Genomic DNA, 14,758 nt, shown 5'->3' with positions numbered 1-14,758 from the left:
CTTGAGGATAGCCTCCAACTTCTAGGTGGGCGTTTAGCCGGGCTGGATTTCGAAGAACAATTCGGCCTGATCCGCCAGGCCAATGCAGCGAGCGTATCGGACTTCAAGGCTTCGGTCGCCGTCGGGTTGGACGAGCTCCACGGATTGAGAAGGGCTCTGAACGACGCTGAGAAAGAGCATTCCTGGTTCAAGGAGAAGCACGGCTTGGTTCGAGCTGCGCGCGTGCAGCATGGCGCAGCTCACGTCCTTAGGCTCTCGCTGCTACTGTTCTTGTTCCTCATTGAGACTGCAATGAACGGCAGCTTCCTTGCGAAGGGAAACGAACAAGGGCTCTTCGGAGGCATCCTAGAGGCTGCGGCATTCTCCTTCATCAACATCGGAGCAGCTTTGCTGCTGGCGGTTTTCTGTGCCCGATTGGTCACCCACCGGTCCAGTTTCGGAAAGTTGGTGGGCATTGGTTCGATCATTTTCTACATTGTGCTGGCCGTGACCATAAACCTGGCCCTGGCTCATTATCGTGAGGTGAGCGGGTCACTCGCTGACGGTGCAGGTGTCGAGGTTATTCGGCATCTGCGTGCCGATCCGACAGGTCTGACGGACGTGAAGTCGTGGCTGCTATTTGGCATCGGGCTCATGTTCTCGCTTTTCGCGTTTATAGACGGCTGGTTCGTGTTCGACCCGTATCCAGGCTACGCGGGGGTAGAGAATCGGCTGGTTCACCGGCGCGAAGATTACATCGACCGCAAGAAGGAGCTGATCGAGGAACTGCAAGATGTTCGTGACGATCACAACGAGAAGGTTGAGGACATCGTCAAGGAACTCGGAAGTCGTCGCAGGGAGCATCGCGCGATTATCGATCATCGCTCGAGGCTTCTGGCGCTGTTTGCGCAGCATCAGGATCAATTGGAGCGAGCTTGTAACCAGCTTCTCTCGAAGTACAGAGAGGCCAATATCCAGGCCAGAACGGAGCCTGCACCCAAGCATTTCGGGTCACCGTACAAACTGGATCGGATAAAGCCTCACGTCTCGGGGGAGGGAGAGTGGAGCGAGTCTGACATTGGCGCGTCGATCCGCGCCGCACAGGAAGAGCTGAACGCTCAGGTGCGGCTGATCGGCCAAGAATGTGAACGTGGTATCGAACAATACCGGGACCTCGACAAGCTTCATCCCGACAGTGTGAGCAATGACTAGGCGGTCTCGCAGGCGGAAGAAGGGCCAAGCAGGCACGATCGTCGCGGCTGTCGCCTTAGGGATTTTATCGGTCGCGATGTTGGCCGGCTTTGGCTGGATGTGGTCTAGATCTGGGAAGGGTCAGATCGATGCTAGCACGAACTGCCCGTTGGATGGGCCGACCAGCCTGACGGCCGTTCTGATCGATGCGACGGATCCGATTTCGGCAACGACGATAGCCGATCTGAAGAATGAGTTCCGCAAGACAATCGGGCGGGTCGAGCCGGGCGGATATGTAAGAATCTACACTTTGAACTCAGCGCCTGGCGACCTCACCGTTATGTTCGACGGATGCAATCCTGGCGACGGGTCAACGGTAGATAGTTGGACCAACAATCCTGCCCGTCGTCAGAAGAAGTGGGAAGACGCTTTCGGCGATCCCTTGAGTAAGCTTCCTGATGAGATTCCGAATGGTGACTCGGCAAGCCAGTCTCCGATCATGGCCGGCATCCAAAAAATCAAACTGTCGCTCTTCGATAGCAGTCTGGCGAAACAGGATAGCGCAAAGCGATTGGTTGTCGCCTCGGACATGATTGAGCATACGTCGCTTTATTCCCAGTACCGATCGGGCCTCGATTACCAAAGATATCTCAATAGCGCCGCCGATCGCACCTACGGCACGTCGCTGGATGGAGTGAGTGTCACCATTCTCTACATCGACAGGACGAAGAAGCCATTTCAGACGCTCGACCACGCCGAGTTCTGGACGCAGTGGGTGCAAAATCACCACGGCGAGTTCGAAAAGCTGGTTAGGTTGGAAGGGTTGAACTGATGGCCAGGAAACATGACCATTCCCTGTTGGGCCATCAAGTTTTTCCGCTGGTTGTCTTTGCGGTTTTGACCCTTGGAGGCTGCGTCTTCATCGCAATCGCCAAACTTTCCGGTGTGAACCCGATTGTCGGAGCGGGCATACCGGTTTGCCTGATGTTCTTCTACCTGGGTGTATCGGTCTTCACGGGTAAGCTGCGGCTGCATGATGAGCAGACTGGCGACAACCTCTACTACATGGGCTTCCTGTTCACGCTCACGAGCCTTGGGGTCTCATTGTTTCAGTTCGGCTCGGAAGGCTCGACCGAAACCATCGTCCGAAACTTCGGTATCGCGGTGACGTCGACGATCACGGGCATCGCGCTCAGAATTTTCTACAACCAGATGCGCCGCGATCCTGCCGATATTGAGCGGACGGCCAGGCACGAGCTCGCGGACATGACAAGGCGGGTAAGGGCTGAGATGGAGAGCGTGACCAGGGAGTTTGCCGAATTTCGGCGCGTGAGCCATCAGATGCTGGAAGAGGGCTTTGCCGAGATTGCCACGCAGGCAGAGCGAAACGGCGAGCACATTAGATCCGCCCTCGAGAAGGTCGCGATGGAAGCGATCAAGCCCGTGCAGGAGGCGTCGGGTAAACTGAGCGACGCTCTCAAGGAGAATTTCGGGCAGGTCGAACGTCAATTTTCCTCCATTGCGCAACGGGTCGAGGCGGCCGCGGGTTTGCTAGACAAGGCCAATGGCTCGATGTCTTCGTCAGTGAGCAAGCTCGGCGCGCAAGCGGACACGGTGGCCACGAAACTCGGAAATGTTGTTGTCCCTGACGAGGTATTGAAGAACGATTTGGCGCCGATGGTGAAGATGCTGGGCAGTGCTGTCGCGCAGTATGCCGTGAAAACTGAAGCCGCCTCACAGGAGCAGCAAGTGCGTATGACCAGTCTCACGGACGTGGTGGCGACGGTTGCGAGCAGTGTGGAGCGAGCCGCTGCAGCCGCGGAAAAGACTGCCGAGACCGTGCAGGGTCAGCAGAAGGTGACAGAGGCGCTTGCGGCCGTGCTGCAAAAGCAGAGCAAAGAGACGAGCGAACTCTTCGCAGCGCTTGCGGAAAGGGGTCCGCAAATTTCTCGCCCGACCCAGTCTGTCAACGGCCCAATAGCGATCGATCCGACACCTCCTGCGACGCCTGCCGTCAGTGTCACCGAAGATGCGCCGATCGAGATTTCGCAACCTCCGCAAGGCGATACGTTCCAGACGTTGGCCGGGACACCGCAGGCAGAAAAGGTTGAGCCGCCGAGACGGTCCAGTTGGTGGGGCAGGTGAGCGACGTCGGCGGAACATCGGTCGCTTTCGAGCGCAAAGGTTATGGCCGCGGTCTGATCCTTGGCCTGACGATGGCCGAAACGATGCTGCTTCTCGTTTTCTGCCTTCTCTTAGCGGCCGGCGCCATCATCCACAAAAAGGAGCAAGAGGCGGCGGAGGCGCAGAAGATTGCGCAATCCGTCCAGGAGACCATTCGCAAGCTCGACGAGGAGAACAAGCGGCTGCTCGCTCAGCTAAATGCGTTCAAGCCCGCGACGGGACGCAATGTCTCCGATCAAGAATGGCGCGAACTCGTCCTTGCGAAAGAGGTCGTCGAAACAATCAAGAAGGCAGGGCTCACGGTTGAAGAGGTGGTGCAAAAGGCGCCGGTCACCAAAGTTCTTGCCGACAATGACGTCGACGTCGAACAGGCCAAGGCGATGGTCGAGCATGTGAAGGTGCTGAAGGAGTATGGCTACGTTGGAGCGGCCAAGACGTCCAAGGACCTTTCCGAGGCGCTGAAGAAGGCCGGCGAGGCCGTGGTTGCGACCAAGCCGCATGATTGGCCACCCATCATCAGCCTCAGCGAACTTGGCGGGTATAATTTCGCATCTGGCAGTGCTGAGCTTTCCGACGACTTCAAGATGAAGCTGCGTGATCTCTCGAAGACCATTGCGAGCATTGCGAAGGCGTATGGCGTCGACGTCATCGAGGTGATTGGCCACACGGACGAGCAGGCGATGTCCGGCGAGTCATCGAACATGGACAAGGGGCTCCAGCCGGTCCTGGCCCATAAGGTAGGGATCGGTACGCTCCACCCAGCCGACAACGCGGGTCTTGGATTGGCTCGCGCGATCTCGGTCACGAGCATCTTGCGCGACATGCCCGAGCTGAAAGGGTTCACCATCCTGCCGATGTCAGGCGGTCAGCTGATACTTCCTGGCGACCGCCTGACTGACGGAGCACAGGCTGGCGACGTGAAGGCAAGACGACGAATTGAAATCAGGGTGAGACAGCGCTCCCGCGAAACGGACTTGGCGCCAGCTGCGGGGTCGAAGTCATGAGCGGGAAAGAATGCTGGTGACCTAACGCTCACAGCATTGAGTTGGGGGCTCAAAGGGGATGGGGTTTTACGTTCGCAAATCGATCAGCGCAGGGCCGTTCCGATTTAACTTTTCATCGGGCGGCGTCGGCGTCTCAGTAGGCGTTAAGGGGCTTCGGATCGGAACGGGCCCACGAGGCCACTACATCCACGCAGGCGTCGGCGGGCTCTACTATCGTGGGACGCTCGGAAAGGCCGGCGCGAAAAACACTGCTCGCCAGCCGCCCCATCGTACACCGGACATACAGCCGCAACCGTCTGCGCCGGAATACGTGGCAGATGGTGTCGTGATGAGGGAGATCGAGTCCGGCGACGTGATGGAAATGCGCGATGAGACCTCTGCCGAAGTCCTGGACGAGATCAATGCCAGACAGTCGCAGATCCGGCTCTCGGTGATCTTGGCGGTCTTGTGCGGCATCGTGGGCTTCGTGGTCGGAAAGGCGATCGGGGGCGTCGGGCCAGTGGTGGGAGTTGTAGCCTTCCTGCCCGGCATGCTGATCGGCAAGTGGTTTGACGGCTATCGCCGGGTTAGTGTGCTTTTCTACGATTTGGAGCAGGACGCCGAGGCGGCCTATGGCCGATTGGTGGCCGCTTTCGAAACGCTCACCGCTTGTGCGGGAAGGTGGCACGTTGCGGCGGGCGGCAAGATCGAGGATCTGACGACTTGGAAGCGCAATGCCGGCGCCAGCATGCTGGTGGACAAGAAGCCGACGGTACTTGCGAGCACCTTGCCGCAAGTTGTTCGCAGCAACGTCACGCCGCCTTCAATTCACGTGGGCCGGCAAGTGCTCTATTTTATGCCGGATCTTGTCCTGGTGAAGGATGGCAACCGCTACGGCGCCATCGGCTATGGTGAACTCCGTACCCAATTTGCGCCAAGCAATTTCATCGAGACTGGTCAGGTTCCATCCGATGCTGAGGTTGTAGGACATACCTGGGCACATCCCAACAAAAGCGGCGGCCCTGACAGACGGTTCAAAAACAACAGGCAGATCCCGATCTGCCGATATGAGGCATTGCGCCTATCGAGCGGCAGCGGTCTCAATGAACTCGTCGAATTTTCAAAAACGAACGTCAGTCAGCCTTTCTGCCATGCGATATCGGCGCTGGCGCACCTGCATGGCGCCACCGCAACATCCTCGCGTCAGCGAAGCCTCACGGGTAGGGTCTGAACAGACGAGAGGTGGTCAGCCGATCCACCCCACAGCCCTCAGCAAAGACCTTCGCAAGGAATGCCATCGCTGTCTCTGTCGAGTTTACCGCCCCACGAGCAGTTGCTCAGATACCAACGCGCTTCCTCACAGGAGGAAATCTGAGAGCAATAGCGTCGCGGCTGACACGAGTAGCTCTGGGCTATTTGACCTTGGTTGACGAGGTTGAACTTACGATTGGTTGAAGGCTTGGGGTCATCCGAATGACCTGCGCGCCAATCCCATGGCGCCTCGAACTCGCCAGTCCACAATCCTACCTTGCCGGACTTCGCTTGTGCTTGCAGATCGGCGTAGGTGCCGTGGCTATATCGAGGCCAATCAAGAGCCTGGCCGTGCTCGACCATCCACGAGGCGACGCTGGCGCCGTCGGCCCGGCGACAATCTCCAACGAAGCGGTGATACCTATCCCATGCGACAAACGTGCATTGGACGGGGCGAGCCTCGGCCAGAAAGGCGTCTAGTGCCTCGGCGGACCGTCGCCCGCATGGATATTCGAGCCCATTGGCATCTTTGCAAAGCTGCCGGCTTTCAGGCGCATCAATACCATTGAGGCGAATTCGCTGACCGTGGATTTCGATAGTGTCGCCATCCACAACCGACGGCGTGCCTATTATGGATGGTGGATTCGCAGCTGTTTGGTTGGGTATAACTGCGGCGAGTTCACCATGGCTGCGTCCCGTCAGGGAAACGGCGGCGTAAGCTGAAGCTGCCAGGCCGATAACTCCTAGAGATATCAAGGCGAGGGTCCGGGTGCTTCGGGAAGTGCGGTCAACCGAGCTACGTTGGCGGCGCCTAAGGCGCGACCGATGTCGGTGGGATTGCCGATCGTTCCTCAATTTTAAGAACTCCTCGCGAGCACAGACGTGATCGACCTATCGGGCCTTTGCTCTTTTAGCCGGGGCCTTTTTCACCGCAGCCGCCTTGCGGCCAAGTCCCATCGACTTGGCGAGCGCGGAACGGCTCTCCGAATAATTGGGAGCGACCATTGGGTAGTCGCGCGGCAGTCCCCATTTTTCACGATACTCATCGGGCGTCAGGCCGAAATGAGTGGTCAGATGTCGCTTGAGCGATCGGAACTTTTTTCCGTCTTCGAGGCAGATGATGTAGTCCGGCGTCACCGACCGCTTGGGATTGACGGCCGGAAGCTGTGCCGGTTTTTCAGGTTCAACAGGCTGACCAATACGTGACAACGATGAATTCACGCTCTCGATAAGTTCAGGCAGAGATGCAACGGGCACCGCGTTTTTGCTGACGTAGGCTGATACGATGTCAGCGGTGAGTGCGATAAGTGACCCTACGTGACTGTGGGAATCGTCGGCCAATTTTTTGCTCCATGAAACAGCGTTCTTTTATTACCGGCATTCCCACAAAACGCCAGTAGACCGGAACCATCTTCAGAAAGATATGAGAGCTAATCGCATCGATTCTCTTTGTATGCGTCCCTTCCCAATGTAGATTGACCCGCGTGCCGTCCTAGACGTCAAGCCGCCGGCTTAGCGGCTGATCAGAGTCCGGATGGGCGCGAAAGTCAGCCCCGTCGCGGGCATGCAAGCTAAGAATTGAAAAAGCGAGGCGACTTTGCGCCGAGACAATTGCGATTGGCCGGTAAAGCGAGGTTCTTTGGGATTGAAGAATCAAGGCAGAGGTGTCTACTGACCGTCCTATCGCGGAAAAAGCAAAGGCGCATATCGTGACATCTTTTGAAGACCCCAACGAGGATTCCGACGAAACCAACCAGGATCCCGAAGATACCGAAGGCCCAGACAATGGATCCGAGGGAAGTACAGAGGATTCTGGCAGTTCGACCAAGGGGATGCCGCCCCGCGCCCGCACGGAAAAGGAAATTGAGGAACTGCAGCGGAATCCGAGCGCTGGCGCTTTGCGAGCCCGTGACGGAGTGTCAGTAAAGCATGACGACCTGTTGGATTTGGCAATTCGCGGCGGCCGGGAAAGATCGTCGTCATCGGATGAAGACTGAGTTTTCTTCGACCTCAAACGGTGGGTCAGTGCTCACGACCTGGATTCGCCGCCCGGCATATATCGCCGAATTCTCTAAGGCCGACGATGGCGTCGTCGCCCGTTGACGCTGGAACAAAAAGAGAACATACTGCGCTTCAGTAGGGCTGGCGATTGCTATCCACAGCTCAGTTCTGCATCTAGCGGATGACTGACCGTTCCCGCCATTGCTTGCGTGATCCCCTATAAACCTAATCTAGAGGATGACCTCCGTCGCATTCACAAATGTTGCGGCCCGCCCGGTACGTCGCCTCTATTCACAAATTGGGAAAAGGGATTGTTTCTTGTTGCGACGGCCATTGCCCAGGTTCTATGTTTTCGTCGTGCGTGGGGGGGTGTAGTTGTCTGACATCGAAAAATCCGTCTTCCAGAGCGACTTGCCTCTGAAGGAGAAACTCGAGCGCGCCAGGATGGAGCTGCTTGATCTTTCCGCGCGCAATCGGCTTTTGAATGTGCCGCGGTTTTCCAAGAGCGCGAAGACGATCGACATTGTCGATGAGAAGTCGTCGGAGATCTATCGGTTGCTGGTGAACGCAGGCAAGGCCTTTACGTTCCTCGCCGGCAAGCCCGATAGACCGAAGGCAGCCCAAGAGGGCACCTCCGCGGACGAAGAGATCGACTATTCGCCCATCTCACTTGCTCAGCCAGAGGATGACCAGGTCGACGATCGGGGAATCTCCGCGCGACATTCGGACACCAAACTGCAGACGCGGATGACTCCCACCGGCTTACAGCGCCGGCTTCTCGACCTCTATCATGATGCTCGAACGCTCGAAGAGGAGCAGGGCGTCAACATCCTCTTCTTGGCTCTCGGGATGCTGAAGTGGATTGACCCGAACAATAAGGAGAACATCCGTCAAGCACCGCTCATTTTGGTGCCGGTCCGACTTGAGCGAGGAACGGCCGGGGAGAAGTTCCGGCTGCGCGCAAGACCGGAGGATCAGAGCGCGAACCTCTCCCTCGAGCTCTACCTCGATCGCATGCACAAGCTTGCGATGCCGAGCTTCGACGCGGGAGACGACTTCGACGCCTCAAAGTATCTCGATGCCGTGGCCGACGCGGTCTCCACCAAAGAGGGTTGGGAGGTGCTTCGGGACGACATGTTGCTGGGGTTCTTCTCGTTCGCGAAGTTCTTGATGTACCGGGATCTTGATCCCGAGATCTGGCCCGAGGGCTCAAAGATCATCGAACAGCCGAAGATCCGCTCGCTCCTTTCAGATGGCTTTGAAGCACGCGAGCCGTTGATGTCGGAGGATATTGCGATTGATCCGCATATCTCGCCCGCGGAGATGTTGCATATCGTCGACAGTGACAGCTCCCAGACGCTCGCAATTCATGATGTCCGAAGGGGCCGCGACCTTGTCATCCAAGGTCCTCCGGGCACTGGCAAGTCGCAGACGATTGCAAACGTAATCGCGTCGGCCGTGGCCGATGGAAAGACCGTTCTTTTTGTGGCCGAAAAAATGGCCGCCCTGGAGGTCGTGAAGCGTCGACTGGACAACGCCGGGGTAGGGGATGCCTGCTTAGAGCTCCATAGCAACAAGGCGAATAAGCGGATGATGCTGGAGGAGCTGCGTCGCACCTGGCAGCTCGGGTCGCCTCGAGGCCAATTCCCGTCTGCGCTCACCGAACAGCTCTTGCAGGCACGCGATAAGCTCAATGCGCATGCAGAGCGGATGCATGTTCCCTTCGGTGCATCTGGGCTAACGCCATATCAGGTATTCGGCCAGCTAACCCGGCTCAGGCAGAGCGGACAAAAGCCGGTGGATATCGAATTGGAGGGTGCGACCGATTGGACGGATGAAGGTGTTTCATCGCGCCGAAAGCTGCTCGACGAGGTCTCTCAACGGATCAACGAAATCGGGCTGCCAATCCACCATCCCTGGCGAGGAGTTGGCCTTGATGTTGTATTGCCAACGACGGTCGAGCGGCTCGTGCCGCGCATTGCGTCGTTGCTGGAGCAAGCGAAGGCCGTACAGGCCAAACTGATCGACATTGCCGCGCGGATCGAGGGTGACGCTCCCCGGATTTTGAGTGACAGCGGCGATCTAGAGGATCGCGCGGAACTTCTCGCTTCGGCACCGGACCTCCCGGCCGAAGCGCTAGTTTCCCCGGCGTGGGATGACAGCCCTAAGGAAATCTCCTCGCTCCTTTGGACAGGATCCGATTTCGCACGCAGATTCGAGGAGGTTTCGCGGCATTTGGCGGCGACCGCGATCGACACCCCAATTGAAGATCTCGAGATAGAGCTTGCCAGGCTGCCGGCGGAATTTTCGAAGGACGGCTTTGTTCGCGCGCACCAGCTGACGGTTCTGCTCCCGCGCTTGCGCGATGAAGCCGAGCGGCTGAATCAGGAGCTTGGGTCAACGGTCGTGCCGGACACGCTGGCAGGGATCCTTAGATTGATCGCGACGGGGGAGAGAGTTGCGGCTGCCCCTGACGCAAGCCCCGAAGCATTTGCCGCGACCGTCTGGGATTCAGGACTTGAACAAGCCGCAGACCTTGCAGAGAGCGTCGCCACACTTGAGGCGGTACAAGCAGAATTGAAGGGCAAGGTTGTCGATGCTGCCTGGAACACGGACGTAGTAGCAACGAGGCAAGCCCTCGCCACTCATACCGGACTGTTGAAGGCATTGAGCCGCGACTACAGGCGCGCCAAGGCGTTGGTTCGATCCCTTCTGGTCGATGCCAACACGCCTTCGACCGAGACCGTGCGCCTCCTTGACGTATTGATGAAGGGGCAAGCGGCAGCCGCAAGGGTTCGTGATGGCGATGCCTTTGGTCGCTCCGCCTTCGGCGCAGATTGGCGCCGGGAGAAATCGTCTTCGGCACCGCTCTTGGCGCTAGTGGAATGGATGCGCACGCTGAGGGGGCTTGGGTCGGAACCGCGACTTATTGCCGGTCGTATTGCCGAGCGCACTGAAGCGGGCGCGCGGGCGCTCCGAGTTCGCAAGGTGATAGATATCGGCCGGCCGATGATCGAGGGTTTCTGGAATGATCTTGGCCACCTCGCGCCGTCCATGCTGGGTGACGTGGCTTCCGCGGAAAGGGCTTCACTACAGCTGATGGAAGAGAAGGCGCGCTCCGTAGCTCAGGCGGACGAAGCGTCTCAAGGGGTTCTGGCCGGCGTGCCTGATCAGTTGTCGGATCGGCTGGAGCTTGTACGGCGCCTGGGAGCTCTACAAAATCTCGCTCGGGAGATCGATGCGGCTGAGGGCCTTGGCATATCCGCATTCGGCTCGTCTTGGCGTGGCCGAGGATCTAATTGGGCCGCGCTTACGCAAGCCGAGCTCTGGTTGAAAAACAACAGCGCGCTTCGACATCTGGCCGCGCGTCTGCCTGACAGGGCCGAGATCGCAAAATCGGCTCGTGCGACGCGGGAAGCGACCCAAGCCGCGGCGCTGCAATTGAAGGCGCTTGCGGAGGATCTGAAGGCTGACGCTTCATCATTGTTCGCAGTTGACGATTTCTCGGAGGTTTCGATTGCCGAGCTGATTGCTCGATTGGAGGGCTGGCTCGCGCACCAGGAACAGCTCTCGAAATGGGTTGCCTATGAAGAACGATCCGAGAGTGCCCGAAAGGCCGGCCTGGGACAGTTGATCGACGGCCTAGCCAACGGCCAGGTTCCGACCGCATCGGCGCGGTCGGTCTTCGACATGGCCTATTACGAGAAAATCCTGACGGCGATGGCGACGAAAGAGCCTGAGCTCGGAAGGTTTGACGGCGAGCTCCATTCCAGGGCGGTCCGCGACTTTGCCGATTTGGATCGGCAAAGGATCAGGGCTAGCGCCATCGAGGTTGTGACAGCGCATCATCGCAAAATCCCTGCAAGAGATGGTGGAGCCGGGCCCGTGGGGTTGCTCCGATCTGAAATGGCGCGCAGAAGGGGCCATATGCCTATCCGGCAGCTGATGCTGAGAGCCGGGCCTGCCGTCCAAGCGCTAAAGCCCGTGTTCATGATGAGCCCGCTTTCGGTAGCGCAGTTCTTGTCGCCCGGCCGCATGTCGTTCGACCTGTTGGTCATGGACGAAGCGTCTCAGATCCAGCCGGTGGATGCGCTCGGTGCCATTGCCAGGGTGAACCAGGTGGTCGTCGTAGGCGATGAACGCCAACTGCCACCGACGACATTCTTTGCGAAGATGACCGGCTCACAGTCTGAAGATGACGAGGGCGAGGGTGCGCAGGTTGCCGATATTGAAAGTATCCTCGGGCTTTTCACGGCGCGTGGTTTGCCGCAGCGCATGCTTCGCTGGCACTACCGTAGTCGCCATCAATCGCTGATTGCCGTGTCAAACAGTCAGTTCTACGAGAACCGGCTCTTCATCGTGCCGAGCCCCTATACCCAAGAGGCGGGCATGGGGCTGCGCTTCCATCACGTGCCGGACGGAGTGTTCGATTCAGGCGGGACTGGGACGAACCCGATCGAGGCACGGGCCGTAGCAGAAGCGATCATCCGCCACGCGAAGTCGAATCCGCAAGAGTCTCTGGGCGTTGCCACTTTTTCCGTTAGCCAGCGTCGTGCGATCCAAGATGAGCTAGAAGCGCTGCGTCGGCTAAATCCCGATACGGAAGACTTCTTCCACGCCCATCCGAGTGAGCCGTTTTTCGTCAAGAACCTGGAGAACGTTCAAGGCGATGAGAGGGACGTGATCATGATCTCAGTGGGCTATGCCAAGAATGCACAGGGCTACATGGCCATGCGCTTCGGCCCACTCGGTTCGGAAGGTGGCGAGCGTCGCCTTAACGTCCTCATAAGCCGGGCCAAGCGCGCCTGTGAGGTGTACGCGTCGATAACAGACGAGGACATCGACCTCGAGCGCGGAAAGGGTAAGGGGGTTTTCGCCTTCAAGCTCTTCTTGCATTACGCGCGGACTGGGAGGATCTCGCTCGCACAGACGACGACTAGGGAGATGGGTTCAATCTTTGAAGAACAGGTAGCCAACGCATTGATTGAACGAGGCTGTCAGGTCCATGCGCAGGTAGGTATCGCGGGCTTCTTCATCGATCTGGCAGTTGCCGACCCCGAGCGGCCAGGACGCTATTTGCTTGGTATCGAATGCGACGGTGCTGAGTATCATTCCTCACGCTCCGCCAGAGATCGGGATCGCCTGCGCCAAGCCGTGCTCGAAGACCACGGTTGGATCATTCATCGCATCTGGAGTGCTGACTGGTTTCAGCGCCCGCGCGAACAGCTCGAGCGAACTGTGGCAGCGATCGATGCTGCAACACGAGAACTTGCGGAACGGGCAGAGTTAGGCAACCAGCGAAGCCGTGCCGCGGCGGTACAGGTCGTAACGGTTGACCGAGGCAATGTCACCGAAATCGGCTTGGAAACTATGAATGGCGCCTCCACACCTGATCGATCCTACGCGGAAGCCCGTGTCCAAAGACCGGCCGGACAGTTTGAGCTTCACGAGACGCCTACCGGCCTTCTCGCGGGACTGGTCGAGCAGGTCGTGGCAGCGGAGACGCCAATCCATCTCGATGAGGTGGTATCGCGTATCCGGGACGCCTGGGGTCTTCAACGGGCCGGTGGTAGGATCCAAGACGCAATAGAGCGCGGCCTGATTGTCGCCGAGGCGCGGGGAGCGGTGGCACGTCGAGGCGACTTCTGCTTCAAGCCCGGCGCAGCCATTCAGCTGCGCGACCGCAGTGGCGTCCTGTCCCCTGGATTGCGTAAACCCGAAATGATCTCGTTGGAGGAAGTAGCCCAAGGAGCAATCGAGGTGGTGAGGTCCAACCTCGGCGCAACCGAAGACGAAATCGCAACCAGCGTTTCGAGGATGCTGGGCTTCAAAGCCACTAGCGCGCAATTGAGGCAATTGATTTCATCGGCGGTCGCCGGCGCCGTTGCGAACGGATCATTGCGATACCAAGACGGGCTGCTGATCGACGGCGCAAACGGCCAGTGAGATATCAGCGACAACGCGAGGGCTGGCTGCCATCCTCGCCTGACGTGACGAACCTTGGACGAGGTCTGTCCTTGGCTGGAGGCTGAATGGCGTTTCGATTTGTTCACACGGCCGACGTCCATCTGGATTCACCGCTGCGCTCGCTAGCGCTGCGAAATCTCGAACTCGCGGAGCTCGTGGGCGACGCCAGCCGCCAAGCCTTCATTTCGATAGTGGATTTGTGTCTTGATGAACGGGTGGATGCGCTGATCATTGCTGGCGATCTCTACGATGGCGAACAAACTTCGATGAAGACCGCGCGATTCGTGGCAACACAGATTGCACGACTGCACCAGGCGGGGATCCGGGTCTTCAAGATCCGTGGCAACCATGATGCCTTGTCGCGCATCTCAAAGCAGCTCGTGTTTCCAGACAGCGTGACTATCTTCGGCGGCCGCGCTCAATCGGTATTGCTGACTTCTGGCGGTCTCGACGTAGCTTTCCATGGACTGAGCTTCGGGCACCCTAAGGCGCCAGAAGGCCTGTTGCCCAAGTACCCGATAGCTCGAGACGGCGCGATCAATGTGGGTATCATGCACACCAGCCTGGCGGGCTCCCCCGGTCACGACGTTTATGCACCCTGCAGCATTGCCGACTTGCACAATCATGGTTTCGACTACTGGGCGCTTGGGCACATCCATGTTCGCCAAGTCTATCCAGGGGCACGCGCGACGGTCGTGATGCCGGGTATTCCCCAGGGCAGGGATATCAATGAGGCCGGCGAGAAATCGGCAACGCTTGTGACCATACGTGATGACGGTTCCGTTGAGATCGAGGAGAGGCTGACCAGCGTCGCGCAATTCGAACGTCTCAGCGTCGATCTCACTGGAACCGTTGAGTGGCCAGAGGTCGTCATGCGCATCCGCGCGGCGCTTGAAGAGCTGCGATCCAATGTCCGATCGCGGCACGTTCTGACTCGATTGAATTTGAACGGAGCGTCGCCGCTGTCGTGGAAGCTCATTCGTGACAAGGACCTACTTCTAGCCGAGGCGCAACAGGTGGCTGGGCAACTCGGTGACACCTGGATCGAGAAGCTCGATCTCGACGTAGTTTCGCCAGGGGGCGACGATGCAGCCGGGGACATTGCTGATCCGACTTACGAACTCGCCGCGTCGATGCATAGCGACGCCGCGTCGGACGCGTTCCGCTCCGAAGCGAGAGCGTTCATTCAAAAGACGGTTGCC

10 protein-coding genes are annotated in these 14,758 nt (G+C 58.5%); 8 read left to right on the top strand and 2 right to left on the bottom strand.

Annotation, left to right across the window (positions count from 1 at the left end; translation table 11 throughout):
• From EOA27_RS40455 to EOA27_RS03245, 5 genes are all read left to right on the top strand, one after another.
• A partial coding sequence (locus tag EOA27_RS40455; protein ID WP_189561947.1) for a hypothetical protein occupies window positions 1–1,191 on the top strand: 1,191 nt, incomplete at its 5' end.
• A 148-nt stretch (window positions 1,192–1,339) separates the two neighbouring features.
• Window positions 1,340–2,002 (top strand): hypothetical protein, encoded by a 663-nt coding sequence (locus EOA27_RS03260; RefSeq protein ID WP_126062097.1) that lies wholly within the window; start codon window positions 1,340–1,342, stop codon window positions 2,000–2,002.
• Window positions 2,002–3,315, top strand: a complete 1,314-nt coding sequence (locus EOA27_RS03255) for a hypothetical protein (protein WP_127255452.1) — start codon at window positions 2,002–2,004, stop codon at window positions 3,313–3,315. Before EOA27_RS03260 ends, EOA27_RS03255 begins: the two co-directional genes overlap by 1 nt.
• Entirely contained in the window at window positions 3,312–4,358 is a 1,047-nt protein-coding gene (locus EOA27_RS03250; RefSeq protein WP_189476399.1) for a hypothetical protein, read from the top strand. Before EOA27_RS03255 ends, EOA27_RS03250 begins: the two co-directional genes overlap by 4 nt.
• 328 nt (window positions 4,359–4,686) lie before the next feature.
• Entirely contained in the window at window positions 4,687–5,568 is an 882-nt protein-coding gene (locus EOA27_RS03245) for a hypothetical protein (protein WP_245456597.1), read from the top strand.
• A gap of 38 nt (window positions 5,569–5,606) precedes the next feature.
• Here EOA27_RS03245 and EOA27_RS03240 read toward each other — a convergent pair whose 3' ends face one another.
• Together EOA27_RS03240 and EOA27_RS03235 are read right to left on the bottom strand one after the other, a co-directional pair.
• Window positions 5,607–6,200: a thermonuclease family protein gene (locus EOA27_RS03240; RefSeq protein WP_245456595.1), complete on the bottom strand. Its 594-nt coding sequence runs from the start codon at window positions 6,198–6,200 to the stop codon at window positions 5,607–5,609.
• A gap of 279 nt (window positions 6,201–6,479) precedes the next feature.
• Entirely contained in the window at window positions 6,480–6,929 is a 450-nt protein-coding gene (locus EOA27_RS03235) for a MucR family transcriptional regulator (RefSeq protein WP_126062093.1), read from the bottom strand.
• A 368-nt stretch (window positions 6,930–7,297) separates the two neighbouring features.
• Here EOA27_RS03235 and EOA27_RS03230 point away from each other — a divergent pair, with 368 nt between their 5' ends.
• The 3 genes from EOA27_RS03230 to EOA27_RS03220 all read left to right on the top strand — a co-directional run.
• On the top strand, window positions 7,298–7,585 hold the full coding sequence (locus EOA27_RS03230) for a hypothetical protein (RefSeq protein ID WP_210214134.1): 288 nt from the start codon (window positions 7,298–7,300) through the stop codon (window positions 7,583–7,585).
• A gap of 379 nt (window positions 7,586–7,964) precedes the next feature.
• Complete coding sequence (locus tag EOA27_RS03225) at window positions 7,965–13,535, top strand: DUF3320 domain-containing protein (protein ID WP_127255448.1); 5,571 nt, start codon at window positions 7,965–7,967, stop codon at window positions 13,533–13,535.
• An 86-nt stretch (window positions 13,536–13,621) separates the two neighbouring features.
• Window positions 13,622–14,758 (top strand): DNA repair exonuclease (locus EOA27_RS03220; protein WP_145970253.1); only part of this gene is annotated, 1,137 nt, incomplete at its 3' end.

The sequence above is a fragment of the Mesorhizobium sp. M2A.F.Ca.ET.037.01.1.1 genome (genome assembly GCF_003998075.1).
Taxonomy (GTDB): domain Bacteria; phylum Pseudomonadota; class Alphaproteobacteria; order Rhizobiales; family Rhizobiaceae; genus Mesorhizobium.
Note: the sequence above shows the minus strand (reverse complement) of the source record. Positions and strands in the feature narration are given on the sequence as shown.

What these genes read in the sequence shown, in the direction of transcription:
- EOA27_RS03245 (WP_245456597.1), top strand. Translation starts at nt 4,687, where the DNA reads ATGAGGGAGATCGAGTCCGGCGACGTGATGGAAATGCGCGATGAGACC.
- EOA27_RS03255 (WP_127255452.1), top strand. Translation starts at nt 2,002, where the DNA reads ATGGCCAGGAAACATGACCATTCCCTGTTGGGCCATCAAGTTTTTCCG.